Below are 23,930 nucleotides of genomic sequence, written 5' to 3'. Positions count from 1 at the left end.
ATTAATCCTTCACCCACTTCGCCTTGCGCTTCTCAAGGAAGGCGGCGACACCCTCCTGCCCTTCCTCGGTGGCGCGCACACGGGCGATATGCCCGGCGGTATCGCGCACGACCTTTTCGTCCTGCGTCGCCGAATTGGTGATGTAGGAAACCAGATTCTTGATCTCGGTGAGCGCCTTCGGCCCGCCCTTCAATAGGTCCTCGACGATTTCGTTACGGCGGTCCTGCAAAACGTCAGCGGGAACGACATCGTGCACGAGGCCGAGCCGCATCGCGTCCTTGGCCGAAAACTTTTCCGCCGTCAGCATGTATCGCATCGCCTGGCGCTCGCCCATGGCCTCGATGACATACGGACCGATCACCGCCGGGATCAGACCGAGACGCACTTCCGACAGGCAGAAATGCGCAGCGTCCGAGGCAATGGCGATGTTGCACGCCGCGACCAGCCCAACACCGCCGCCGTATGCCGCCCCCTGCACCACGGCCACCGTCGGCTGGCGCATACGGTAAAGCGTCGCCATCAGCTTGCCGAGGTTCTTGGCGTCTTCGAGGTTCTCGGCGCGCTCGTATTCAGCCATGCGCTTCATCCAGTTCAGATCGGCGCCGGCGGAAAAGCTTTTCCCCTCGGCCGCGAGCACGACGACACGCACCACGGGATCGTTGTTCAGCCCCTGTAGTTCCCGGCGCAGGCGTTCAATCAATTCGTCATCGAAGGCGTTGTGAATGTCCGGGCGGCGCAGCGTAATCGTGGCGACGCCACGCCCGGAGATTTCTGTGATCAGGGGCGCTGTCGTATTTTTGGCCATGTCTTTCATCCCTTTTTATTCGCGTTGCGTGCCGGTTCGCCGACATCGATTACATCCGGAACACACCGAACGTGGTTTTCTCGATCGGCGCATTCAGGGCCGCCGACAGCCCAAGCCCCAGCACCATGCGCGTTTCCGACGGGTCGATGATACCGTCATCCCACAACCGGGCGCTGGCGTAATACGGATGGCCCTGATGCTCGTACTGTTTGAGGATCGGGTCCTTGAAGGCGTCGATCTCTTTTTGCGGCCACTTCTTGCCGCGCGCTTTCATGCCGTCGGCACGGACCGTCGCCAGCACGTTCGCCGCCTGCTCGCCGCCCATCACGGAAATCCGCGCATTCGGCCACAGCCACATAAAGCGCGGTGAATAGGCGCGCCCGCACATGGAATAATTCCCGGCGCCGAAGCTGCCGCCGATGACGACGGTGAATTTCGGCACATTGGCGCAGGCGACCGCGGTCACCATCTTGGCGCCGTCCTTGGCGATGCCGCCCTGCTCGTACTTCTTGCCGACCATGAAGCCGGCGATGTTCTGCAGGAAGACCAGCGGAATGCCGCGCTGCGCACACAGTTCGATAAAGTGCGCCCCCTTCAGCGCGCTTTCCGAAAACAGGATGCCGTTGTTGGCGACGATACCGACCGGATAGCCGTGAATGCGCGCAAACCCGGTGACAAGGGTTTCCCCGTAAAGTTTTTTGAATTCATCGAATTCGGAACCGTCGACAATCCGGGCGATGATTTCACGGACATCGAACGGTTTTCTCAGATCCACCGGGGCAATGCCGTTCATTTCCGCCGGGTCGTACAGCGGTTCGGTGGGCGTGCGCAGATCGATATTCGGCTTTTTAACTCGATTTAAGTTACGTATCGCCTGGCGCGCCAGTTGCAGGGCATGCAGGTCGTCGCGCGCCATGTGATCGGTGACACCGGAAATCTTCGAGTGCACCTGTGCGCCGCCCAGATCCTCAGCCGAGACTTCCTCGCCGGTCGCCGCCTTGACCAGCGGCGGGCCGCCCAGAAAGATCGTTCCCTGCCCTTCGACAATGATGCTTTCGTCGCACATGGCCGGCACATACGCACCGCCCGCCGTGCACGATCCCATGACCACGGCGATTTGCGGAATGCCCGCCGCCGACATGTTGGCCTGATTGAAAAAGATGCGGCCGAAATGTTCCTTGTCGGGAAACACCTCGTCCTGACGCGGCAGGAACGCGCCGCCGCTGTCGACCAGATAGATGCACGGCAGATTGTTCTCGCGGGCGATTTCCTGCGCACGCAGGTGCTTCTTTACCGTCAGCGGATAATACGTGCCGCCCTTGACCGTCGCATCGTTGGCGACGATGACGCATTCCACACCCTCGACCGGGCCGATGCCGGTGATGATACCGCCGGCCGGCACTTCGTCGTCATAGACCTGATAGCCGGCAAACTGCGAAAACTCCAGAAACGGCGCACCGGGATCGATCAGGTTGCGGATACGTTCGCGCACCGGCAGCTTACCGCGTGCTTCGTGCTTCGCCTGCGCTTCCCTGCCGCCGCCCTGCTTGATGCGGGACAGCTTTTCGGACAGATCGTCCAAAAGGCCGTTGAGCGCGTCCGCATTGTTGCGGAAGGCATCGCCCCTGGTATCGATATTGGATCGGATCACGCTCATTCGATGTTCCCCGCGATGTCCCCTGGCGTCGATTGCGCGACGTGTCAGGCGTCTTTTTTCTCTTTCACGCCGACCGGACCGCCGGCCTCTTTCCAGGCCTTGAACCCTTCGGCAAACTGCACGGCATTTTCCATGCCCATGTCCTTCAGCGTCTTCGCCGTCAGTGCCGAGCGCCACGCCGCCGCGCAATACAGCACGTACGTCTTGTTCTCGTCGCCCAGCGCTTCCTTGAAGTACGGGCTGCCCGGATCGAACCAGAATTCGGCCATGCCGCGTGGCACGTGATACGCGCCCGGGATCATGCCGTCGCGTTCCAGTTCGCGAACATCGCGCACATCGACAAACATCAGGTCGTCCGACCCGTGCCGGGCAATGGCGTCTTCCAGCGAGATCGTCTCGATGGCGGCTTCCGCTTCGGCGACCAGATCCTGAATGCCTTTTTTAAACTTCTTCGTCATATGTCTTTCTTTTCCTTTGTTACCAACCACCGGCCCTGAGCCAGCGTTTGACCATCCACAAACGGTCCGCGCCCCAGAAACCTTCACCGTCGACGATAAAGAACGGCGATCCGAAGACGCCCTTGTCGATGGCTGCCTGGGTTTCGTCCTTCAATCGTTCTTTGACGCTTTCGTCGTCGAGTGCCTTTAGTACTTCATCTTCGGTGAAACCCTGCTTTGCCGCAATGGCGGCAACGGCGTCTTTCGAGGAAATATCCTCACCTCTGCCGAAATACGTCTCCAGGCAATCCCAGGCGAATGCCTTCGCCTTGGCCGGGTCCTTGTCGTTCATCCAGTAAAATGCGCGCGATGGCGCGATGGCGGCGAACGGGAACTTTTCCGGCATGGACCAATTCAGTTCCTGAAACCGCGCCAGTCGCGCCCAGTCGTTCTTGCAGTACTCACCTTTGACCGGATAGTTCACCAACGGCTCGGCGCCGGTATTCTTCATCGCCACGCCCATCATGTAGGGGCGCCACACGCATTCGCGCCCAAAGCCTTCGACCAGCTTGTCGATCTGCTGCGCCGCGAAATACGCATACGGCGACGAAAAATCGAAATAGAACTCAACGGGATTTGGCATTTTTACCTCAGTCAATATTAGGAAACGCGAAGAACGCGAAGGAAAGCGCCAAGCGCGCAAAGCTACAGGTCATTCACGACCCTTCTGATTCCATCCCGCATTTTCGGGACATTAAAATTCAATAACAAACCAAGCTTCATCTTTCCCAGACGCAGATAGGTCAGAATCTGCGCAAGATACACGGGCATCATCTTTTCTACGGCCTTTACCTCGACCACAAACGACTCATCAATCAACAAATCCAGCCGGTATCCTGTTTCAAAGAAAGCGCCCTCATATTCTACCGGCACTGCTACCTGCCTCTCGACTTTATATCCCCGTTTCTGCAATTCCATTGCCAAGCATTTCTCATACACATCTTCTAATAACCCGGGGCCCAACGCGGAGTGGACTTTCAATGCCGCATCGACAACCGATGACGCAATGCCTTCCAAATTTTCTCTTTCATTTTTCTTCGCGTCCATTGCGTCTCTTTGCGGCCTTTGCGTTTCCTTTACCATGCCAAGTCCATCGCGTTGAGATCATCAGGCATCGAAATAGAACTCAACGGGATTTGGCATTTGCGCTCCTTATAAATTTAAGCCCCTCTCCCTGCCCCTCTCCCAAGGGAGAGGGAACTCTCGTCTCATCACCCCTCTCCCTTGGGAGAGGGTGGCGAACGTAGTGAGCCGGGAGAGGGGGCATTGCATCACCCTTCCCCCAGCGTGCGGGCGATGACCATACGCTGCACATCGGACGTGCCTTCGTAGATCTGACAGACGCGGACATCGCGGCAGATGCGTTCGATGGGGAAATCCTCGACATAGCCGTACCCACCCAGCGTCTGCATGGCGCCGGAACAGACCCGCTCCGCCATTTCGGACGCGAACAGCTTGGCCATCGACGCCTCCTTCAAACACGGCTCACCGGCCTCGCGCAGACGTGCCGCGTTCAGATACATCAGCCTTGCGGCTTCTACCTGGGTTGCCAGATCGGCCAGCCGGTGGCCGACCGCCTGATGCTCCATGATCGGTTTGCCGAAACTCTGGCGCTCTTTCGCATAATCGACGGCACAGTCGAGCGCGGCGCGCGCCATGCCGACAGCCTGCGCGGCGATACCGATGCGCCCGCCTTCCAGATTCGACAGCGCGATACGATAGCCCTGCCCTTCCTCGCCAAGCATATGATCCGGCGTCAGGCGGCAGTCGTTGAAGGTAATCTGCGCCGTATCGGAACAGCGCTGGCCCATTTTCTTTTCGATACCGGTGACGGTGTAGCCCTCGGTGTCCGTCGGCACGACGAACGCCGAGATCCCCTTGCGTCCGGCGTCGGGATCGGTGACGGCGAACACCACCGCCAGGTCGCCGTTCTTGCCGGACGTGATGAACTGCTTGGTGCCGTTAAGCACGAAATGATTGCCGTCCCTGACGGCGCGGGTACGGATCGCGGCGGCGTCGGATCCGGCTTCGGGTTCGCTCAAGGCGAACGCGCCGAGCATCTTGCCCTGGGCCAGCGGGCGCAAATATTTTTCCTTGAGCGCGTCGGAGCCGAAATCGGCAATCGGCTTCTGGCCGACACCGTTGTGCACGCTCATGATCGTCGACACCGCACCGTCACCGTAGGCGATTTCCTCCATCGCCAGCGCGTGCGCGATCATCCCCGTTTCCGATCCGCCCCACGCTTCCGGTGTCAGCATCCCCAAGAAACCGAGCGCGCCCATCTCGGCCAGCTCGTCTTTCGGAAACGCCGCGGTGCGGTCGCGCACACCCGCGCCCGGCGCCAGCCGCTCGCGCGCGAAGTCGCGGGCCGTCTCCATGATCATCCTCTGTTCTTCGGTCAGGTGCATTTGTTCACTTTCATTCCCCTCTCCTTCCCACGTGCTGATGCACGCGGGCCCCTCCCTCTCCCCAGGGAGAGGGAATTACTGGCGCCCCTCTCCCTCGGGAGAGGGTGGCGCGAAGCGCCGGGAGAGGGGGCAATCCTCACCACGGCAGCGGCGTGCCGTCGTAGTTAAAGAACTTGCCGGTATCGGCGAAGCTCAGCTTTTCGATGGACGCGCGCAGATGCGAAATGCTTTCCGTCGGCGTCAGCGTCGCGCTCGGCCCGCCCATGTCGGTCTGCACCCAGCCCGGATGGAACATCGTCACGGCAACACCGGTCTCGGCGATTTCCTCGGCATAACACGCCATCACCATATTGAGCGCCGTCTTCGACGAGCGATAGATGTATTCACTCGGCCCCGAACCCTGTTCGATGGAGGCCATGATCGACGAGATATTGACGATCAACTTGCGTTCGCCTTTCTGCACATTGGGCAGCAACGCGCGCGCCACCAGCAGCGGCGCCATGGCGTTGGTCTGCATGACCGGCGTCCAGTCGGCGACGGTAACGTCGGCGGCCTTGACCGGCTTCGGCCCGTAAACCCCGGCATTGTTGATCAGCACATCGATGGCGCGCCCGTCCAGGTCCTGCACGAAACGGTTGATGGAGGCATCGGAAAGCACATCCAGCCCATAGACCGCGATGTCGCCTTCGATCTGAGCCAACTCGCCGACGCCGATCGGGTTACGGCACGTGGCAATGACGGACCAGCCGTCGGCGGCATACTGTTTCGCAAACTCAAGCCCGAGACCGCGGTTGGCACCGGTGATCAGAACGGTTGGCATTTAACTCTCCCCTTTTTTAGTCGTCGTCTTCAACTTACCCGTCATCCCGGACGTTAGCCGAGCCCGTAATCCGAAGGGTTACGGGAGTGAGGGTTACGATCCGGGACCCATGGCGCTGAAATGCCTTGCTTCTGAAATGGGTCCCGGGTCACTGACGTCTCTGACCAAATCGAAGATTTGGAGAGCCGTCGAGCCCGGGATGACGATTTTTTCTATTCGTCACTTTTCTTCGCCGTCACCTCGATCTCGACCTTCATGCGCGGATCGACCAGTCCGGCAATGATCGCCGTCGCTGCCGGACGGATATCGCCGAAGGCTTCGCCAAGCGCCGGATAGATGTTCGGCCAGTCGTTCGCATCGACGATAATGTAATTGGCGCGTACCACATCGGCCAGCGAGGCCCCGGCTTGCGCCAACGCGGCCTCGATGTTGCGGATCGTCTGGCGGGTCTGCTCCGCCGGATCGTCTGAGATCGTCCCGGCGGCATAATCGAACCCGGTGGTGCCGGACACGAACACCCACTCGCCATCGACGACGGCGCGGGAATAGCCGATCTTTTGCTCGAATTCCGAACCGGACGAAATCAGTTTCCGTGTCATCAGTTGAGCCTTTCGATGGCGACCGCGGTCGCTTCGCCGCCGCCGATGCACAGCGACGCGACCCCCTTCTTCAGGTCGTATTTCCTGAGCGCGTTCATCAGCGTGACGATGATGCGCGCACCCGATGCGCCGACCGGATGGCCGAGCGCACAGGCGCCGCCGTGGACGTTGACCATGTCATGCGGCAGATCGAGATCGCGCATCGCCGCCATGGCGACGACGGCAAACGCCTCGTTGATTTCGAACAGGTCGACGTCGTTCTTTTCCCAACCGGCCTTGGCCAGCACCTTCTCGATGGAACCGATCGGCGCGGTGGTGAACCACGCCGGTTCCTGCGCGTGCGTGGCGTGCGCGGCAATTTTTGCCAGCGGCGTCAGCCCCCTCTTCTCGGCTTCGCTGAGGCGCATCAGCACCAGCGCCGCCGCGCCGTCGGAAATCGACGACGAGTTGGCGGGCGTCACCGTACCGTCTTTCCTGAAGGCGGGTTTGAGCTGCGGGATCTTGTCGATGTTGGCGTTGTGCGGTTGCTCGTCGGTCGTAACCTCGACATCGCCCTTACGGGTTTTGACGGTGACCGCCTCGATCTCGCTTTCGAAGGTGCCGTCGTCGATGGCCTTCTTGGCGCGGGTCAGACTTTCGATGGCAAAATCATCCTGCTGCTCGCGGGTGAACTGGTAATGCGTCGCGGTGTCCTCGGCGAAGGTTCCCATCAGGCGGCCTTCGTCATAGGCATCCTCGAGCCCGTCCAGGAACATGTGGTCCTTGACCTGGTCGCCATGACCGAGCCGGTAACCCTTGCGCGCCTTCGGCAGGATGTAAGGTGCGTTGGACATACTCTCCATACCGCCCGCGACCATGATGTCGTGCGCACCGGCGATGATGTTGTCGTGCGCCAGCATCGTCGCCTTCATCGCCGAGCCGCACATCTTCGACAGCGTCGTGCAGCCGGTCGACCACGGCAGTCCGGCGGCGTGCGCGGCCTGTCTTGCGGGGGCCTGCTTGAGGCCGGCGAACAGACAAAGTCCCATCACAACGTCTTCGATTTCTTCCGGCTTCACCCCGGCGCGCGCGACGGCGGCGCGGATCGCGGCGCCACCCAGTTCGGGGGCACTCATGTCGGACAGGCTGCCCTGAAAACCGCCCATCGGAGTGCGGGCGGCGCCGACGATGACGATCGGGTCCTTTGCGGCGTTATTTGCGCTTGAAGTCATTAATTTTGCTCCTCGATTCTCCGATAATCCGGAATTCAAACAGATTTATGCAGGTTAATGCAGATTTCAGGTCGCCAGATTCCAGATCGTGACGCCCCAGCAGATGACATACAGGCTGACCACGCATCTCGCCGCGATCCCCCATTTTCTTTCTTCGGCATGTTTCGCCGAGCGCCATACCGTGATCACCGACCAGGTACCGAACACGGCCATCAGGGTGCCGGTAAAATACATGATCAGCCGCGCCGCGGTCATCGATTCATCGACACGCTCGGGGTCCAGCGTCAGACCCGCGACGACGCCGATGATCATTGAGCCGACGGAAAACGCCAGCACGATTCCATGTCCGAAAAAGAACCCGCCCCAGAACGCGATCCACAAGGGCAGCCTGCCTTTCAGCCCCCTCAGCCAGAACGGCCCATCCGGATGCGGACCTTCGAAGCCGTGCGATTTCTTCTGCCCCGGAATCAGGGACGGCGGCTCCATGCCGAGACGCTTCGACGTCCCGTAGACATCAATGAACGTCGGGCCGTAATCTCCACCGCCGCCATGATGATCGCTCATGTCAGCTGGTTTCCTCGAACAGCTCGCGGCCGATCAGCCAGCGGCGGATTTCCGAAGTGCCGGCGCCGATCTCGTAAAGCTTGGCATCGCGCAGCAACCGCCCGGTCGACGTCTCGTTGATATAGCCCATGCCGCCCAAGCACTGGATGGCTTCCAGTGCCATCCATGTCGCTTTTTCAGCGGCATAAAGGATCGCCCCTGCGGCATCCTTGCGCGAGGTCTGGCCCCGATCGCAGGCCCGCGCCACCGCATATACATAGGCTTTCGAGGCATTCATGGTGGTGTACATGTCAGCGAGCTTGCCCTGCATCAACTGGAATTCGCCGATGGATTTACCGAACTGCTTGCGCTCGTGCAGATACGGCACGACCACGTCCATGCAAGCCTGCATGATGCCGATCGGCCCGGCGGCGAGAACCGCGCGCTCGTAGTCGAGGCCGCTCATCAACACATTGACGCCCCGGCCTTCGCCGCCGAGCACATTTTCTTCCGGCACTTCCACATCTTCGAACACAAGCTCGCAGGTGTTCGAACCGCGCATACCGAGCTTGTCGAGTTTCTGTGCCTGAGAGAACCCGCCGAAGCCGCGCTCGACCAGAAATGCCGTGATGCCTTTGGGCCCCGCATTCATATCGGTCTTGGCATAGATCACGTAGGTGTCAGCGTCGGGGCCGTTGGTGATCCACATCTTGTTGCCGTTGAGCACGTAGCGGTCGCCCTTTTTCTCGGCGCGGAGCCGCATGCTGACGACGTCCGATCCGGCACCCGGTTCGCTCATCGCCAGGGCACCGACATGCTCGCCGGTGATGAGTTTATGCAGGTAGCGGTCTTTCTGTTCCTTGCTGCCGTTACGGCGGATCTGATTGACGCACAGATTAGAATGCGCACCGTAACTGAGACCAACCGAAGCGGACGCACGGCTGATTTCCTCCATCGCCACGCAGTGTTCCAGATATCCCATCCCGGCGCCGCCGTATTCATCCTCGACGGTGATGCCGAGCAATCCCATATCCCCCATCTTGCGCCACAGGTCCTTGGGAAAGTCGTTGTCACGGTCAATGTCCGCGGCGCGCGGCGCGATTTCGGCGGCGGCAAAACCGCCGATCGACTGACGCAGCATATCCGCATCATCACCAAGTCCGAAATCGAGTGTGGGATATTCATTAGGGATCATTTGTTTATTCCGCTCTCAGAAACATTCTCATCAGGTGGGGACGAAGTGCACGAAGTCTAGTTTACGTTTACGTTAACGTCAATTTATTCACCCCACAACATCGTCACTTTCGGGGGCATCAGTGTAGGGCCAAAGCCCCCCCGATGGCGAGAATTCCAAGCCCGGCAAATCCCCATGCCGATAGCAAACGACACGATCTTTCCAGCAACTTCTGGACCAGGGCAAAAATGCAGCTGAATGTTAGTGAGAATGCAAAAAGCGCCCCCCACCCGCGGAAGCGTTCCGCATCAAGACCAGATACGTCGATTGTAAGAAGTCCGAGCCAATAGAGGACATATCCTATTGGTATCGCGAAAAGAAAAGATGCAAAGAGCCTGTGCACCGAAGTATAAAAGCTTTGCTCGGCACTTGTGTGCAACAAGGACCACACTCCGGCATTCGCCGCGTATAAAATAACGGCGATAAATATACCCGCAACGGCAGCCATCGACGGGATGCTTTTAAGGATGTGGCTGGTCAGCGACCAGCACGCGTAATATGGCAGCACGATCATCACGGCAGCCGCTGCAGTCCCCGACAACAAGGCCCTTATAAAACCCGTGCCGGATTTCTCGGTCAGCAACAAATTTGCAAATACGGACAAAACGATTAGTGCGTAGCACAAAATCATAAAGGGGGAGCCGCCCTGTAACATGTTCAGGAATGCTGCAAGCGGGAGCACCATAAACAGGACCACGGGCACAACTGAACCGAAGACAACATCCCTGTCATAAGCAGTTACCGCACTCGACACCGCATTACTCAGCGCATTCCGTAATGCCTTTGCAGGTGCTTCTGAGTTCTGATTTTCAGCCGTCACGCGCTCATGGATCAACAGCCCGGACAGCGCCAGAAAACAAACGCCGAAAATGATCATGATTAAAGAAAAAATCTGCATTCACTTCTGCCAATCTCACCCAACGATGCCGGAATGACCGACAATCCGCATCAGCGTCTGTTGCATCAAGGCGCAAAGCTTTTTTTCACCGTTCTTGCGAATGAACACCTCGCCCTTGGTGATGGTAAGTGTGCGCCCTGGCTTGATGACTTCGCCGCGGGCCATCAGCAGATCACCATCGGCGGGTGACAGTAAGTTGAGTTTGAATTCAACGGTCAGCACACCATCATCGGCAGCAAATAGCGTCGACCCAGCAAAGCCGCCGGCCGTATCGACGACAGCCGCGATACCGCCCGCATGGTAAAACCCGTGCTGTTGCGTCAGTTCGTCGGTAAACGGCATTTCAATTTCAACGATCCCCGGCTCAACCTTGGTCATCACCGCGCAAAGATGGGCCATGAGCCCCTGCCGCCCGAAACTGTGCCGCACCCGTTCCGCGAAATCCGGATCCGCGACCGTAAAGTCGGTCACCGCCCTCAGGCCCCGATTTTCAATGTCGAAACCATGCCTTCCAATGTCGCCATGACGGACAACGGCGTCAATTTGCCGGTGGCCGGGTTTTCATCCGTCGGCACACCAGCGATGGTAAATTCGAAACGCGTCGCATCACTGTCCAGCTTTACCGTATGCGTATTTCGGTCGACCGCCGGGTCGGCCCAGATTTCGTATGATGTTTCATCCGGTCCCGAACCTGCCAGACTAAGCGCCACGGCAACATTGACGTTGGCCGGGAATTTCTGGGCCGCGTCGCGAACCGAACCGCTGTAAAGACAGAGCGGTTCCTTGAGGTCAGAAAGATCAATTCCCTGTTCGATCACGAACGGCGCCTTGAGCAGTCCCTTGGGCGGTTTGCGGGTTGCCATTACAAGCGAGTTTATGGTCCCGTAGGATGCCGCGCGCACCGCATCAAACGCCATCAGCGCACCGGTCGGCACGATAATCCTGGCACCCGTCTGCTTGGCCCGCTCAATCAGATCAGGGCGTTCCAGAAGCTGGGTAACGGTCACTGCGACCAGGGTCTTACCCTGCTCGATCACCGGTTCGGCAAGATCGAAATACCGCGCCGGCGGCAACCCTTCGACAATGATGTCACCCATGCTCACCAGTTCATCCAGATCGACAATCGGCGGCTTGTATTTAAAATCGGCGATTTTCTTCGCCGCACCTTCCTTGTCGTTGGCAGAGACCGCAACCAGGTCGAAACCCTCGACCCCGTTAGCGAGCCATCGTGCGACCGGCAGACACACCGCGCCCAGTCCGGCAACGGCAACTTTAAGGTTAGACTTGGATGTCATGGGTATCCCTTCAAGATCGGTAAAAATTATTTCGAAGACTGTTTTTGTGACAGAAGCTGGATGCATTGACGCTCAAGACGAATCATCTCGGACAGGCTGTCCTCGATATCCTTCTTCTGCCCCTCCAGCACCGTTTTGCGTTCGCGGATGACATCGATGAATTGCTTGAGCTGGGTAACTTCACTTGGATCGGAATCGTAAAGATCCATCAGCTCAGCGATTTCGTCGAGCGACAGTCCGAGCCGCTTACCGCGCATGATCAGACGTAAGCGCACCCGATCGCGCGGACTGTAAATCCGGCGCTGACCCTCACGTGACGGCGAGATCAGCCCCTTATCCTCGTAAAAGCGGACAGTGCGGGTTGTCACAGCAAATTCTTTCGCGAGTTCCGCGATGCCGTATGTTTTTTCAGTCATGCGGCGATGCTAGGCGAGCTTTACGTTTACGTAAAGAAGCGATGGTCAAAATCGCCCTTATAACAGGACCAAGGCGGCCAGACCGAGAAAGGCAAAGAAGCCGACCACATCCGTCACCGTGGTCAGGAAAACACTCGATGCAATCGCCGGATCGGCACCGAAGCGTTCCAGCATGATCGGTATTGTCGTCCCGGCAAACCCGGCGATGATCATATTGATAATCATCGCACTGGCAATAACCATGCCGAGCGTTGAACTGCCGAACCAGATCCAGGCAACCAGGCCGGCGAGCACGGCAAAAGCAATGCCGTTGAAACAGCCGACGATGACTTCCTTGGTAATCACACGCGACGCATTGGCCGCAGTTAGTTCCTTGGTCGCCAGCGCGCGCACCGTCACGGTCAGGGTCTGCGTACCGGCATTGCCGCCCATGGAAGCGACAATCGGCATCAGCACCGCCAGTGCCACCACTTCCTCAATCGTCGCGTCGAACAAACCGATGACCATGGACGCCAGAATCGCCGTCAGCAAATTGACGACAAGCCAGCTGAAACGCGCGCGCGCGGTCGAGATAGAGGCATGATAAAGGTCATCCTCGATAACACCGCCCATGCGCATGATGTCTTCTTCGTGTTCTTCATGAATAACGTCGACGACGTCATCGATGGTGATGGCACCGACAAGCCTGCCGTCGTCATCGATAACCGGTGCCGAGACAAGGTCGCGCTGGCGAAACAGGAAAGCGACGTCTTCCTGGTCGGTTGCGACCGGAATTTCGTGCATCTCCTCTTCCATCACCTCGGTAACCGGCACCTGGCGGCGTGAGCGCAAAAGCTGGCTGAGAGAAACAGCGCCAACCGGGTGGTGACGCGCATCGATGACGAAGATGTCATAGAAAATGCTCGGCAGTTCGTCTTCGCCCATATCCGCCTTACGGCGAATGAAATCGATGCACTGCCCGACGTTCCAGTGGCTCGGCACCGTCACCACTTCGCGCTGCATCAGTCGTCCGGCGCTGTCTTCCGGATAACCCAAACCTTCTTCGATGAAGGTGCGTTCCTCGTCAGGAATTTGTTCGAGAAGCTCTTTCTGCCGCTCCTCGTCCATGTCCTCGAAGACCATCAGGGCATCGTCGCTGTCGAGCTCGGTAATGGCATCGGCAGCCTGTTGCACGCCGAGGACTTCAAGAACGTGTTCGCGGACTGTCTCGTCCAGCTCGGAGAGGACTTCCGGATCGAAAATATCGCGGGTAAGGTCGATTAGCCGAGCGCGGTCATCACGGCTGAGCCGTTCCAGCAAATCGGCGAAATCGGCATAATGAAGCTCGGCAACAAGATCGTGCACACGCTCGGTATCCCCGGCGTTCATCGCCTCGGACACAAGCACTTCCGGGCCGACCGGCTCGTCGATGACGTCGGCGTCCGCGGATATTTGTTCTTCGAGCTTGTTATCGTCGTCCGCCATGAGCGCCCTGCCTGCCCGTCCGGGATTAACGCGTACGATAAACACTCGGGACAGATAAACAAAACCCGCCTTGCGGCGGGTCATTTACGATCGATGTGCGGCAATTGGCAAAAAGGTAAAACAGCCTGGCGCCGGCAATCATCTATGACCCGAATACGTCGTCTTCGCGTTCTCCCTGATTGTCGTCTACCGACTGAAAGGTTGGTGCGGTCGAGAAGACTCGAACTTCCACCCGTGTTACCGGACAGCGACCTCAACGCTGCGCGTCTACCAGTTCCGCCACGACCGCACTGCGCGTTGAAGTATCAGGTCGATGCGTGGTGGTCAAGCCAACAGATGAACCATTATTGACCGTCAAAAAAGGCGGAAATCCGCGATTTTTAGCAAGCTCCACAGCTAACCCCTTGCAGCCCGCCACGGTGTCCCCCATAAAAACCGCATGGATCAAACAGCGAACCTTGTGGAAAACGGCACGGCAACGCCTGACGGCATCGAATGGCGTATCAGCGATACGCTTGTGCCCTACCCCGATGCGCTCGCCTTCATGGAACAGCGTGTCGCCGATATCCGTGCCGGAACAGCGCCTGAATGCATCTGGTTGCTCGAACACCCACCACTTTATACCGCAGGTACCAGCGCCGAAGATGACGAGCTTCTGGATGGCGGGCGGTTCCCCGTCTATCAAACCGGGCGCGGCGGGCGTTATACCTATCATGGACCGGGCCAGCGCGTTGCTTATGTGATGCTGGACCTGAAAAAGCGCGGCGCCGATGTCAGGAAATTCGTTTTCGACCTCGAGGAATGGGTAATACGCACCCTGATGGGCTTCAATGTCATCGGCGAACGCCGGGACGGACGTGTCGGCATCTGGGTCCGCCGAGGCGCCCCCTCGAACCCGGCAGCGCGGGAAGACAAGATCGCCGCCATCGGCGTGCGCATCCGCCGCTGGGTGACGTTTCATGGAATATCCATCAACGTCGAGCCGGACCTTGAGCATTTTTCGGGGATTGTCCCGTGCGGCATCGACGAACACGGCGTGACGTCACTATGGGACCTCGGCGTCACGGCGACGCTGCCCGATGTCGATAACCAGTTGCGCCAGAGCTTCGAAGACGTTTTCGGAGAATAACTCCTCAGGACGACGGTGATGATGCAATCACGTCCTCACACCAGGCCAGCACGGCAGCATCATCCAACGGCAAACGCTCGGCCATACCACCGTGAAACGCAGACCAGTCCTGTTCGAAGTCCTCGCGGACGGCGACCAGCAACGGGATATCCGCCAACATGGCGCGCTCGATGACGCTGCGCAGTCCGTGACCGTCCGCTTCCGCCTTGCCGAAACGGTTGATGACGGCAAGCTGCGGCGTTCGCTCAAGGGCATCGGTGATACGTTGCGAAATACCGGCCAGGGCCTGCGGATCAAGCGCACACCCTTCTGATCCAGCTCCCAAATCCTGTGAAAAATTGAAGATCGTACCATCCTCGACATCCTTGAGGTTCAGCGCCCCGCTGCAATCGATACATTCCTCGGGTGATGCCTGTATGGCGCCGGCAATGCGGACATGTCTTTTCTGCAGAACGGAAACGCACCCCGCAAGCAGATCGTCGACCGGCTGTCTGGATTTGAACCTGATGTAACCGATACGGCTCATGCGTCGCTGTCTGCTGCACATTTGCGCAAAATGTGAATGGTAATAAAGGACATCACCTCGTCCCCATCCTGATTGATTGCGGCGTAACGGACACGCGCCGTGCCGCGATCCGGCTTCGACGACGAGGGTTTGCTTTCAAGAACTTCGGCTTTGGTGCGCAACGTGTCACCCGGACGTACCGGCCTGTACCAGCGCAGTTCGTCTATGCCGGGCGAGCCCATGGAGGCGGTTTCCAGATAACCGGTATCGTGGATCAGGCGAAAAGCGATGCACATGGTATGAAAACCGCTGGAAATCAGGCCACCGTATGGACCGGCTTCGGCGGCCGGCACGTCGATATGAAACGGCTGCGGATCCCACGCCCAGGCGAAATCGAGGATCTGCGATTCCGTCAGTGTCATGCCGGTGCTTTCGAACGTACGACCGACAGTAAAGTCCTCAAAATACAGATCTTTTTCCTGAGCCATGTATCCCCCTCAAACCGTCGGCCGGGTATCGAAGCTGCCCAGACCGTCGGCCTTGGCTTGCGATACGATGATGTTATCGACCCGCGCCAGTGGCGGGCCGGATCGGCAAAGCGTGATCATGGTATCGATTGCATCCGTATCGCCGCAAAAGACCGCCTCGACACGTCCGTCCCGGCGGTTCCGGACCCATCCGGCAAGGCCGAGATTTTCCGCCTGCTGTACCGTCCAGCCGCGATACCAAACGCCCTGTACGCGTCCTTCGATATAGACGTGGACGGCACGCGCGGGCAACGCCTTACTCGAATTCGAGAATGATCTGGTCGACGGCGAGGTTCGAGCCGGCCTCGGCCTTGACCGCGGCGACGATACAGTCCTTTTCGGCCCGGAGCACGTTTTCCATCTTCATCGCCTCGACCACACACAGTTCTTCGCCGGACTTCACTTCTTGTCCGACCTCGACGGCGACGGAGACCAGCAGCCCCGGCATCGGCGACAGCAGAAGCTTCGACGTGTCGGGCGGCTCCTTGACCGGCATCAGCGCATTCAGCTCGGCGACGTGCGGTGACAGCACCCAGGCTTCGGCACGAATCCCCCCCTGCGAGATAATGTAGGCAACCGTCGAACGCTGGACCTGGAAGCAAACCATCTCACCGTTGACGTCGGCGCGGAACAGCGGCTCGCCCAGTTGCCAGTCGGTCTTGACGGTCATGTCTTCGCCGTCGACGGTCAGGCTGACCGTACTGTCCGACGCATCGCCGACACGGGCGCGGTGCTCCCCTTCGGCGAAAATAACGATCCAGTCGGACGACACGCGGCGCGAATGAGCGGCGATCTGTCCGGAAATCCGTGCCGCACGGGCCTGGTAAGCCGCATGCATGACGGCGGCGACGGCGGCGAAGATCTTCGGGTCCTTCGGCGCCGTGTCGGCCGGGTTAAAGCCGTCGGGATATTCCTCGGCGATCAGGTTGGTGGTCAGCCGTCCCTCGATAAAGCGCGGATGCGTCATCAGTGCGTTCAGGAACGGGATGTTGTGCTGCACGCCTTCAATGAGGAACTCGTCCAAGGCGCGCTGCATACGTTCCGTCGCCGCTTCACGGTCCGGCCCGTAGGTGATCAGCTTGGCGATCATCGGGTCATAGTACATGGAAATCTCGCCGCCTTCGTAGACCCCCGTGTCGACACGTACGGCGTCGGGTTCCTCGACCGGCGGGCGGTAGTTCACCAGACGCCCGATCGACGGCAGGAAGTTGCGGAACGGGTCTTCGGCGTAAATCCGGCTTTCGATGGCCCAGCCGGTGAGCTTTACATCCTTTTGCGTGAACGGCAGCTTTTCACCGTCGGCGACACGGATCATCAGTTCGACGAGGTCGAGACCGGTGATGTATTCCGTCACCGGGTGTTCGACCTGCAGGCGTGTGTTCATTTCCAGGAAGAAGAAGTTCTTGTCCTTGTCGACGATAAACTCGACCGTCCCCGCCGAATGGTAATCGACGGCGGCAGCCAGCGCCACGGCCTGCTCGCCCATGGCTTTGCGGGTTTTCTCGTCGAGGAACGGCGACGGTGCTTCTTCGATGACCTTCTGGTGGCGGCGCTGGATCGAGCATTCGCGCTCGCCCAAATAGACCGTATTGCCGTGTTTGTCGGCGATGATCTGGATTTCGATGTGGCGCGGGTCTTCGATGAACTTTTCGACGAACACACGGTCGTCGCCGAACGACGACTTGGCTTCGTTGGTGGCGCGGATGAACCCGTCCTCGGCCTCCGCCGCGTTCCAGGCGATACGCATGCCCTTGCCGCCGCCACCCGCCGATGCCTTCAGCATCACCGGGTAACCGATCTCGTTGGCGACCTTGACCGCTTCCTTGGCGTCGGCGATGGCATCCGGGTGGCCCGGCACGCACGACACCTTGGCAGCGTTGGCGAGCTTCTTGGATTCAATCTTGTCGCCCATCGCCGTGATCGCCTTGGGGCCCGGACCGATAAAGGCGACGCCGGCTTTTTCCAGTGCCTGGGCGAATTTGGTGTTCTCCGACAAAAAGCCGTAGCCCGGATGCACGGCATCGGCGCCGGTCTGCTCGATCGCGGCGAGGATATTGTCGATGACCAGATAGCTTTCCGCCGTCGGCGCCGGGCCGATGTTGACGGCCTCGTCGGCCATCTGCACATGCAGCGCGTCCTTATCGGCGTCGGAATAGACGGCAACCGTGGCAATGCCCATGGCACGCGCCGACTTGATGACCCGGCAGGCAATCTCTCCCCGGTTGGCGATCAGAATTTTTTTGAACATGGTGTTACTCTTGGTTACCCGGTTCCCGGTCACTGTTTTACGACGCAGCGGACGGGGTTTCGAGGTTTTTTTGCAGCCGCGAAATACTACTCACCAAAAAGGCTCTTCAGCAGATCGTCCAGCAGCCCCATAACCCAGGCAACATGTAGCGCCAGCACACTCCCCCAACCGACCATTGGCAGCACAAACCATGGGTCATCCGGCGTTGCCATAAGGTTGTACGGCACCAGCACGATCATAGCGGCTAAATAAACCACAAGGTGCAGTGCAAAACCGCGCAGCCGCTTGCGTGCACGGGCTGAGCCTTCACCGGATTGTTCACGTGTCATCCGTCGATACTAGCCCATGTATCTCGATTAGGAACAGTCGCAATCATGACTTACGTAGCGCCAGCCACATGGCGCCACCGACGATCATCGCGGCGCCGACAATTGCGCTCGATGCCGGCCATTCATCAAACAGCAGCAGCCCGAAAATAGCCGCGAAGATAATGCCGCTGTAGCGTACGGGGACCAAGGTCGTCGCATCGGCAACGCGAAACGCACGGATGTTACAAAGCTGGCCGATGATGGCGATCGGCCCCATGGCCGCGATCAGCAAAAAGGCATCGAGCGTCAGGCTCTCCCAGAACCACACGCCAACCAGAAACACCATCAAAGCCGCCATGGCATTTACCTTGAACAGGATACGGCTGGCGCTTTCGCGGGCAGCAGTGGCACGCAACAGCACGACCTCGCCTCCCCATGTAATCGCCTGCGCGAATGCTGCCAATACGCCTGCCAGTGCCCAGCCGGCAGCTTCCTGTGTTCCCGGCCCGGCAACGATCAATGCCCCGCAAAGCGCAATTGCCCCGGCGAGCAATTCCCGCCAACCGGCTCGTTCACGTAGGAAGATAAACGCGAACAGAACCGTGAACACGCCGTTAGTCATGGCAATTGCCTGAACATTGGCGAGCGGGATACGCGTGACCGCATACGTTCCGAACGCCAAAGAGGTCACACCGCATGCCGCACGTGCTAGATGCAGCAAAAACAAGCGGCCTTTCTGCGGTTCAACTGGCTGTGCCGGAACATTGCGAACGATTTCCGCCACAAAGAAAGGCGCAATGCATACCGCCCCTGCCGCATAGCGCAGACATGCCACCTGCACCGCAGGCACACTCTGCCCGACGAATTTCGGCAACACCCACATGAAGGCAAACAGGCAGGTTGCACAGGCGGCCCACAGTGTCGCGATTAAAATTGCACGGTGCGGCAATGCCTGTGACGTGCTTTCTTGATTCTCTGTAATGATATCAATCGTCCATATTTTAATGATTAGCACTACATTTTATGTAAATTTGTGCTAATCAATCCTGAGCAATCGCATATGCCAATCCAATATGGGAATGGCGAGAGAGAAAATGAAGCCGTTCCAATCCGGAACAAGAAATTTCACAAGGTAAAAGCATGGCAGGGCTTAACGAAGATCACGTCGCGGCAGAGAATTGGGAGTTGATCATCCAAAGCCTGGACAGGCTTTCCGAAGGCATCACCATCATTGACGCCAATGACAAGCTGGTGCTTTTCAATACACAGGCGGCGGAATACCTCGGCATTGACAATCATCCGATCGGCGTAGGCGATTCACTACACGAGCTCGAGGAAGATGACGTTTTCGATCCCGGTTCGCTTTTGATGCAGCAATTGGATGCGTCGCGCGAAGGTAAACCTCAATTCTTCGAGCGCGAGCTGGATGGCGGCCGCATCCTTAGTGTGCGTGCGAATCCGATCCCCGGCGGCGGGGTGATCACGCTTTACACGGATATCACAGAGCGCAAGGCATTCGAAAAACGTCTGATCGACATGGCGACCCGCGACGAACTGACGGGCCTCGTTAATCGCCGCGAATTCTTTACCCTCGCCCATCACGAGGAAGAACGCGCCAAGCGCGAAGGTCATATTGTCAGCGTCATGATGGCCGACGCCGATTACTTCAAAAAGGTCAACGACACCTATGGGCATGCCATCGGCGATGACGTGCTGCGTGACCTTGCCGACAATTGCCGAAAGATATTTCGTAAAACGGATATCGTCGGGCGCTACGGCGGTGAGGAATTCGCCGTGGTCCTGCCCGGCGCCAACGAAGATATGGCCAAGATCATCGCCGAGCGTCTGCGCGCCAGTATTGAAGACAGCGTTGTTGATTCCGAAAAAGGCGACGTGAAATATACCATCAGCATCGGCATTGCCTGTGCTACGGGGAAAGATTTCAAGATAGAGGAAGTACTCGACCGCGCAGACCGTGCGCTCTATACCGCCAAGGCACAGGGCCGCAATCGCGCCGTCTTCGATGAGCCGCATAAAGCTCAACTCAAGCGTGCCTGATAGAAGCTGTTTTTCCGTCCCGAGAATTATTCACGAGTGTCCCGTACATGCCACGTCCGTTAGTCATCGCCGTTGCCCAATCCGGTGCGGTTCAGAAATCCGATCCCCGTCAGGCCAATGTCGCAAGGCTATGCAAGATGCTGTCGGACGCCGCCGATCAAGGGGCGGATATCGTCGTCTTTACCGAGATCGCGCTAACGACATTCTTCCCGCGCTATTACGCGGAAGACCGGGCAGAAATGGATCACTGGTTCGAGCGCGAGATGCCGAATGCCGCGACACAGCCACTGTTCGATATGGCGCGTGAGCGTGGTGTAGGCTTTTATCTGGGTTATGGCGAACTGACCTCAGAAGGCCAGCACTTCAATACGTCGATCCTTGTCGACAAGAGCGGCGCGATCGTCGGCAAATACCGCAAGGTCCATCTGCCCGGGCATGATGCGTTCGACCCTGAACGTGCCTTTCAGCATCTGGAAAAACGCTATTTCGAGCCGGGCAATCTCGGCTTCCCGGTCTGGGAAACCATGGGCGGCACCATGGGCATGTGTATCTGTAACGACCGTCGCTGGCCCGAGACATTCCGCGTTATGGGCCTCAAGGGTGTCGAACTGGTAATGCTTGGGTACAACACGCCTTCGGAAAATTCCCAGAATGCAGAAGAAAGCGCCGACATGCGAAAGTTTCATAACCGTCTGACGCTGCAGGCCGGCGCCTATCAGAACGCAACCTTCATCGCCGCATCCGCCAAGGCCGGCACCGAGGACGGTCATCACATGTTCGCGGAAAGCTGCATCGTCGCGCCCAGTGGCGAAATCATCGCCATGGCTGAAACCGAGAACGATGAGCTGGTCATCGCCGAAATTGATCTTGATGACACCAAATTCGGCAAATCCACTGTTTTTGACTTCGGCCGCCATCGTCGCATTGAACACTACGGCATAATTTCGACACAAAGCGGCGTTATCAAACCTTCAAGCGGCAAGCAGGAATAAGTGTATAAGCGAATTGGCATCGTCCGCCATTTTAACCTACAATTCGACTAACGGGAAAAATATTCATCGCATCCAAGGGCCGTTGAGAGTCCGTTTCGAATGCGATTGAGTGGGTGCGAACCCGGGGTGGGAGTTAAGAATATGTCAGCAAACAAGGTGACATTCCGACCGGCGACACGGGCGGATGTAAGGGTCATTGCGGAGCTTTTCCAGATATCATCCGAAGGAGTCGCGGATTACGTCTGGAGTCAGCTTGAAGGCCCCGAATACGAGGGGCTTTCCCTGGTTGAACGGGGCGCCAAGCGCTACCTCCGCGAAGGTGTCGATTTCTCGTATCAAAATTGCGACATCGCCGAAATCGACGGTCAACCCGTTGGTATGCTGCACGCCTATGTGATGGGTGACGATGTCGGGCATGCGCCCGAAGACATGGATCCGATTTTACGTCCGTTTGCCGAGTTGGAAGAACCGAAGAGCCTGTATATTTCAGGATTGGCGCTATTCGGTGAATACAGAGGCTCGGGCGTCGGCACGCGACTTCTGGATTTCGCCTATAAGCGCGCCCGCGCCGAGGGTATGAAAAAAATCAGCCTCATCTGCTTCGAAGATAACGAAGGCGCTTACCGGCTTTATGAGCGTGAAGGGTTCGAAACCCGAAAACGCCGCCCTGTCGAGTATCATGAACTGATCCATCACACCGGCCATGCGGCGTTAATGGTACGCGAGGCTTAAAGCTTACTACAACGGAATGTTGTCGTGCTTTTTCCAGGGATTCTGCAAATCCTTGTTCTTCAGCATGCGCAATGACTTGCAAAGCCTTTTGCGGGTCGAGTGCGGCATGATCACATCGTCAATGAAGCCGCGGTGCCCGGCAATGAACGGATTGGCGAAACGGGTACGATATTCCTCGGTCCGCTTGGCGATCTTCTCAGAGTCACCGATGTCGGAGCGGAAGATAATCTCGACCGCGCCCTTCGGGCCCATGACGGCGATTTCCGCCGTCGGCCAGGCAAAGTTCACATCGCCGCGCAGGTGCTTGGAACTCATCACGTCATAAGCCCCGCCGTAGGCCTTGCGGGTAATCACCGTGACTTTCGGCACCGTTGCTTCGGCATAGGCGAACAACAGTTTGGCACCGTGCTTGATGATACCGCCGAATTCCTGGCTGGTCCCCGGCAGGAAGCCCGGCACGTCGACGAATGTCATGATCGGGATGTTGAAGCAGTCGCAGAAGCGCACGAAACGTGCCGCCTTGATCGATGAATTGATATCCAGGCATCCGGCCAGCACCATCGGCTGGTTGGCGACGATGCCCACCGTCGCGCCTTCCATGCGCGCAAAACCGATAATGATGTTGCCGGCATAGTTCGGCTGCAGTTCGAAGAAATCCCCCTCGTCCACCACTTTGGTGATCAGTTCCTTCATGTCATAGGGCTTGTTCGGGTTATCGGGGATCAGCGTATCCAGCGACATTTCGATACGGTCGTGTGTATCCGGGGTCGGACGAACCGGCGGTTTTTCCTTGTTGTTGAGCGGCAGGAAATCGACGAACCGGCGCATATACAAAAGCGCTTCCATGTCGTTGGTGAAGGCGCGGTCTGCAACACCGGATTTCGTGGTGTGTGTGATCGCACCGCCCAGTTCTTCGGCCGTCACCGTTTCATGCGTCACGGTTTTGACGACGTCCGGGCCGGTCACGAACATGTAACTGGTGTCTTCGACCATGAAGATGAAATCCGTCATCGACGGCGAGTACACGGCGCCGCCCGCGCACGGCCCCATGATCAGCGACACCTGAGGCACCACGCCCGATGCCAGCACGTTACGCTGAAACACCTCGGCATAACCGGCAAGGCTGTCGACGCCTTCCTGAATACGCGCGCCGCCGGAATCGTTAAGGCCGATCACCGGTGCGCCGACCTTCATCGCCTGATCCATGATCTTGCAGATCTTGCCGGCGTGGCTTTCCGACAGCGAGCCGCCGAATACGGTGAAATCCTGCGAAAATACAAACACCGGACGGCCGTTGACGGTGCCGTAACCGGTCACGACGCCGTCGCCCGGCGTCGAGGTTTCCTGCATGTCGAAATCGACGCAGCGGTGCTCGACGAACATGTCCCATTCCTCGAACGAGCCTTCATCAAGAAATACGTCGATACGTTCGCGGGCCGTCAGCTTTCCCTTGGCGTGCTGCGACTCGATCCGCTTCTCGCCGCCGCCAAGCCGCGCACGTTTGCGCCGTTCTTCAAGCTCCGCGATGATTTCCTGCATGGCTGTATCCTCAAATTTCTTATAATCGGCTATACCCGGTGAATG

At 58.3% G+C, this 23,930-nt stretch carries 27 protein-coding genes and 1 tRNA gene; 4 read left to right on the top strand and 24 right to left on the bottom strand.

What is annotated here, in order from left to right; genetic code table 11:
- Position 1: 1 nt before the first annotated feature.
- The 17 genes from L2D14_10180 to L2D14_10100 all read right to left on the bottom strand — a co-directional run bounded on the left by L2D14_10180 (position 2) and on the right by L2D14_10100 (position 14,136).
- Positions 2 to 805: an enoyl-CoA hydratase/isomerase family protein gene (locus L2D14_10180; protein ID WNJ98241.1), complete on the bottom strand. Its 804-nt coding sequence runs from the start codon at positions 803 to 805 to the stop codon at positions 2 to 4.
- A 49-nt stretch (positions 806 to 854) separates the two neighbouring features.
- Entirely contained in the window at positions 855 to 2,462 is a 1,608-nt protein-coding gene (locus L2D14_10175; GenBank protein WNJ98240.1) for a carboxyl transferase domain-containing protein, read from the bottom strand.
- A gap of 44 nt (positions 2,463 to 2,506) precedes the next feature.
- Positions 2,507 to 2,920, bottom strand: coding sequence for a rhodanese-like domain-containing protein (locus tag L2D14_10170; protein ID WNJ98239.1), 414 nt, complete (start codon positions 2,918 to 2,920; stop codon positions 2,507 to 2,509).
- Positions 2,921 to 2,939: 19 nt separating this feature from the next.
- Positions 2,940 to 3,542, bottom strand: a complete 603-nt coding sequence (locus L2D14_10165) for a 2-hydroxychromene-2-carboxylate isomerase (GenBank protein WNJ98238.1) — start codon at positions 3,540 to 3,542, stop codon at positions 2,940 to 2,942.
- Between the two features lie 62 nt (positions 3,543 to 3,604).
- Positions 3,605 to 4,006 carry a GxxExxY protein gene (locus L2D14_10160; protein WNJ98237.1) on the bottom strand — a complete coding sequence of 134 codons (402 nt, stop codon included), beginning with the start codon at positions 4,004 to 4,006 and terminating at the stop codon, positions 3,605 to 3,607.
- 224 nt (positions 4,007 to 4,230) lie between these two features.
- Positions 4,231 to 5,367: an acyl-CoA dehydrogenase family protein gene (locus L2D14_10155; protein ID WNJ98236.1), complete on the bottom strand. Its 1,137-nt coding sequence runs from the start codon at positions 5,365 to 5,367 to the stop codon at positions 4,231 to 4,233.
- A 136-nt stretch (positions 5,368 to 5,503) separates the two neighbouring features.
- Entirely contained in the window at positions 5,504 to 6,187 is a 684-nt protein-coding gene (locus L2D14_10150; GenBank protein ID WNJ98235.1) for an SDR family oxidoreductase, read from the bottom strand.
- Positions 6,188 to 6,399: 212 nt separating this feature from the next.
- Positions 6,400 to 6,786, bottom strand: a complete 387-nt coding sequence (locus tag L2D14_10145) for a RidA family protein (protein ID WNJ98234.1) — start codon at positions 6,784 to 6,786, stop codon at positions 6,400 to 6,402.
- Positions 6,786 to 7,997: an acetyl-CoA C-acyltransferase gene (locus L2D14_10140; protein ID WNJ98233.1), complete on the bottom strand. Its 1,212-nt coding sequence runs from the start codon at positions 7,995 to 7,997 to the stop codon at positions 6,786 to 6,788. The genes L2D14_10145 and L2D14_10140 overlap by 1 nt, the downstream gene beginning before the upstream one ends.
- A gap of 66 nt (positions 7,998 to 8,063) precedes the next feature.
- Positions 8,064 to 8,561, bottom strand: a complete 498-nt coding sequence (locus L2D14_10135; GenBank protein ID WNJ98232.1) for a hypothetical protein — start codon at positions 8,559 to 8,561, stop codon at positions 8,064 to 8,066.
- A gap of 1 nt (position 8,562) precedes the next feature.
- Positions 8,563 to 9,735 (bottom strand): isovaleryl-CoA dehydrogenase, encoded by a 1,173-nt coding sequence (locus L2D14_10130; GenBank protein WNJ98231.1) that lies wholly within the window; start codon positions 9,733 to 9,735, stop codon positions 8,563 to 8,565.
- Between the two features lie 118 nt (positions 9,736 to 9,853).
- Positions 9,854 to 10,672: a hypothetical protein gene (locus L2D14_10125; protein WNJ98230.1), complete on the bottom strand. Its 819-nt coding sequence runs from the start codon at positions 10,670 to 10,672 to the stop codon at positions 9,854 to 9,856.
- A gap of 15 nt (positions 10,673 to 10,687) precedes the next feature.
- A complete protein-coding gene (locus tag L2D14_10120) occupies positions 10,688 to 11,143 on the bottom strand; it encodes a PaaI family thioesterase (GenBank protein ID WNJ98229.1) in 456 nt (151 codons plus the stop codon).
- Between the two features lie 5 nt (positions 11,144 to 11,148).
- Positions 11,149 to 11,967, bottom strand: coding sequence for an aspartate dehydrogenase (locus L2D14_10115; GenBank protein ID WNJ98228.1), 819 nt, complete (start codon positions 11,965 to 11,967; stop codon positions 11,149 to 11,151).
- Positions 11,968 to 11,993: 26 nt separating this feature from the next.
- Positions 11,994 to 12,383, bottom strand: coding sequence for a MerR family DNA-binding transcriptional regulator (locus L2D14_10110; GenBank protein WNJ98227.1), 390 nt, complete (start codon positions 12,381 to 12,383; stop codon positions 11,994 to 11,996).
- Between the two features lie 57 nt (positions 12,384 to 12,440).
- Complete coding sequence (gene mgtE / locus L2D14_10105) at positions 12,441 to 13,847, bottom strand: magnesium transporter (GenBank protein ID WNJ98226.1); 1,407 nt, start codon at positions 13,845 to 13,847, stop codon at positions 12,441 to 12,443.
- A gap of 202 nt (positions 13,848 to 14,049) precedes the next feature.
- A tRNA-Leu gene (locus tag L2D14_10100) sits at positions 14,050 to 14,136 on the bottom strand.
- A 201-nt stretch (positions 14,137 to 14,337) separates the two neighbouring features.
- On the opposite strand from L2D14_10100, the gene lipB reads away from it, so the two are divergent.
- Positions 14,338 to 14,976 carry a lipoyl(octanoyl) transferase LipB gene (gene lipB, locus L2D14_10095; GenBank protein ID WNK01674.1) on the top strand — a complete coding sequence of 213 codons (639 nt, stop codon included), beginning with the start codon at positions 14,338 to 14,340 and terminating at the stop codon, positions 14,974 to 14,976.
- 4 nt (positions 14,977 to 14,980) lie between these two features.
- Here lipB and L2D14_10090 read toward each other — a convergent pair whose 3' ends face one another.
- From L2D14_10090 to L2D14_10065, 6 genes are all read right to left on the bottom strand, one after another.
- Positions 14,981 to 15,502: a DUF2478 domain-containing protein gene (locus L2D14_10090; protein WNJ98225.1), complete on the bottom strand. Its 522-nt coding sequence runs from the start codon at positions 15,500 to 15,502 to the stop codon at positions 14,981 to 14,983.
- On the bottom strand, positions 15,499 to 15,969 hold the full coding sequence (locus L2D14_10085) for a MaoC family dehydratase (GenBank protein WNJ98224.1): 471 nt from the start codon (positions 15,967 to 15,969) through the stop codon (positions 15,499 to 15,501). The genes L2D14_10090 and L2D14_10085 overlap by 4 nt, the downstream gene beginning before the upstream one ends.
- A gap of 9 nt (positions 15,970 to 15,978) precedes the next feature.
- Positions 15,979 to 16,260, bottom strand: coding sequence for an acylphosphatase (locus L2D14_10080; protein ID WNJ98223.1), 282 nt, complete (start codon positions 16,258 to 16,260; stop codon positions 15,979 to 15,981).
- A gap of 4 nt (positions 16,261 to 16,264) precedes the next feature.
- Complete coding sequence (gene accC / locus L2D14_10075) at positions 16,265 to 18,256, bottom strand: acetyl-CoA carboxylase biotin carboxylase subunit (GenBank protein WNJ98222.1); 1,992 nt, start codon at positions 18,254 to 18,256, stop codon at positions 16,265 to 16,267.
- A gap of 86 nt (positions 18,257 to 18,342) precedes the next feature.
- Positions 18,343 to 18,585: a 2TM domain-containing protein gene (locus L2D14_10070; protein WNJ98221.1), complete on the bottom strand. Its 243-nt coding sequence runs from the start codon at positions 18,583 to 18,585 to the stop codon at positions 18,343 to 18,345.
- 43 nt (positions 18,586 to 18,628) lie between these two features.
- Positions 18,629 to 19,513, bottom strand: coding sequence for a DMT family transporter (locus L2D14_10065; GenBank protein WNJ98220.1), 885 nt, complete (start codon positions 19,511 to 19,513; stop codon positions 18,629 to 18,631).
- Positions 19,514 to 19,704: 191 nt separating this feature from the next.
- On the opposite strand from L2D14_10065, the gene L2D14_10060 reads away from it, so the two are divergent.
- From L2D14_10060 to L2D14_10050, 3 genes are all read left to right on the top strand, one after another.
- Positions 19,705 to 20,622: a diguanylate cyclase gene (locus tag L2D14_10060; protein WNJ98219.1), complete on the top strand. Its 918-nt coding sequence runs from the start codon at positions 19,705 to 19,707 to the stop codon at positions 20,620 to 20,622.
- Positions 20,623 to 20,669: 47 nt separating this feature from the next.
- On the top strand, positions 20,670 to 21,614 hold the full coding sequence (locus tag L2D14_10055; GenBank protein WNJ98218.1) for an N-carbamoyl-D-amino-acid hydrolase: 945 nt from the start codon (positions 20,670 to 20,672) through the stop codon (positions 21,612 to 21,614).
- A 141-nt stretch (positions 21,615 to 21,755) separates the two neighbouring features.
- Positions 21,756 to 22,346, top strand: a complete 591-nt coding sequence (locus L2D14_10050) for a GNAT family N-acetyltransferase (GenBank protein WNJ98217.1) — start codon at positions 21,756 to 21,758, stop codon at positions 22,344 to 22,346.
- 6 nt (positions 22,347 to 22,352) lie between these two features.
- Here the strand turns inward: L2D14_10050 and L2D14_10045 are convergent, their stop codons facing one another.
- A complete protein-coding gene (locus tag L2D14_10045) occupies positions 22,353 to 23,885 on the bottom strand; it encodes an acyl-CoA carboxylase subunit beta (GenBank protein ID WNJ98216.1) in 1,533 nt (510 codons plus the stop codon).
- Between the last annotated feature and the right edge of the window lie 45 nt (positions 23,886 to 23,930).

Source organism: Thalassospiraceae bacterium LMO-JJ14 (genome assembly GCA_021555105.2).
Classification (GTDB): Bacteria; Pseudomonadota; Alphaproteobacteria; order Rhodospirillales; family Casp-alpha2; genus UBA4479.
The sequence above is the reverse complement of the archived record's forward strand: the minus strand, read 5'-3'. Positions and strand labels throughout refer to the sequence as shown.

Coding starts and splice junctions, on each gene's coding strand:
- L2D14_10085 (WNJ98224.1), bottom strand. CDS start 15,969: ATGGCTCAGGAAAAAGATCTGTATTTTGAGGACTTTACTGTCGGTCGT.
- L2D14_10145 (WNJ98234.1), bottom strand. CDS start 6,786: ATGACACGGAAACTGATTTCGTCCGGTTCGGAATTCGAGCAAAAGATC.
- L2D14_10170 (WNJ98239.1), bottom strand. CDS start 2,920: ATGACGAAGAAGTTTAAAAAAGGCATTCAGGATCTGGTCGCCGAAGCG.
- L2D14_10135 (WNJ98232.1), bottom strand. CDS start 8,561: ATGAGCGATCATCATGGCGGCGGTGGAGATTACGGCCCGACGTTCATT.
- L2D14_10130 (WNJ98231.1), bottom strand. CDS start 9,735: ATGATCCCTAATGAATATCCCACACTCGATTTCGGACTTGGTGATGAT.
- L2D14_10165 (WNJ98238.1), bottom strand. CDS start 3,542: ATGCCAAATCCCGTTGAGTTCTATTTCGATTTTTCGTCGCCGTATGCG.
- L2D14_10180 (WNJ98241.1), bottom strand. CDS start 805: ATGGCCAAAAATACGACAGCGCCCCTGATCACAGAAATCTCCGGGCGT.
- L2D14_10140 (WNJ98233.1), bottom strand. CDS start 7,997: ATGACTTCAAGCGCAAATAACGCCGCAAAGGACCCGATCGTCATCGTC.
- L2D14_10110 (WNJ98227.1), bottom strand. CDS start 12,383: ATGACTGAAAAAACATACGGCATCGCGGAACTCGCGAAAGAATTTGCT.
- L2D14_10090 (WNJ98225.1), bottom strand. CDS start 15,502: ATGAGCCGTATCGGTTACATCAGGTTCAAATCCAGACAGCCGGTCGAC.
- L2D14_10160 (WNJ98237.1), bottom strand. CDS start 4,006: ATGGACGCGAAGAAAAATGAAAGAGAAAATTTGGAAGGCATTGCGTCA.
- L2D14_10055 (WNJ98218.1), top strand. CDS start 20,670: ATGCCACGTCCGTTAGTCATCGCCGTTGCCCAATCCGGTGCGGTTCAG.
- accC (WNJ98222.1), bottom strand. CDS start 18,256: ATGTTCAAAAAAATTCTGATCGCCAACCGGGGAGAGATTGCCTGCCGG.
- L2D14_10070 (WNJ98221.1), bottom strand. CDS start 18,585: ATGACACGTGAACAATCCGGTGAAGGCTCAGCCCGTGCACGCAAGCGG.
- L2D14_10150 (WNJ98235.1), bottom strand. CDS start 6,187: ATGCCAACCGTTCTGATCACCGGTGCCAACCGCGGTCTCGGGCTTGAG.
- L2D14_10125 (WNJ98230.1), bottom strand. CDS start 10,672: ATGCAGATTTTTTCTTTAATCATGATCATTTTCGGCGTTTGTTTTCTG.
- L2D14_10115 (WNJ98228.1), bottom strand. CDS start 11,967: ATGACATCCAAGTCTAACCTTAAAGTTGCCGTTGCCGGACTGGGCGCG.
- mgtE (WNJ98226.1), bottom strand. CDS start 13,847: ATGGCGGACGACGATAACAAGCTCGAAGAACAAATATCCGCGGACGCC.
- L2D14_10155 (WNJ98236.1), bottom strand. CDS start 5,367: ATGCACCTGACCGAAGAACAGAGGATGATCATGGAGACGGCCCGCGAC.
- L2D14_10175 (WNJ98240.1), bottom strand. CDS start 2,462: ATGAGCGTGATCCGATCCAATATCGATACCAGGGGCGATGCCTTCCGC.
- L2D14_10050 (WNJ98217.1), top strand. CDS start 21,756: ATGTCAGCAAACAAGGTGACATTCCGACCGGCGACACGGGCGGATGTA.
- L2D14_10060 (WNJ98219.1), top strand. CDS start 19,705: ATGGCAGGGCTTAACGAAGATCACGTCGCGGCAGAGAATTGGGAGTTG.
- L2D14_10045 (WNJ98216.1), bottom strand. CDS start 23,885: ATGCAGGAAATCATCGCGGAGCTTGAAGAACGGCGCAAACGTGCGCGG.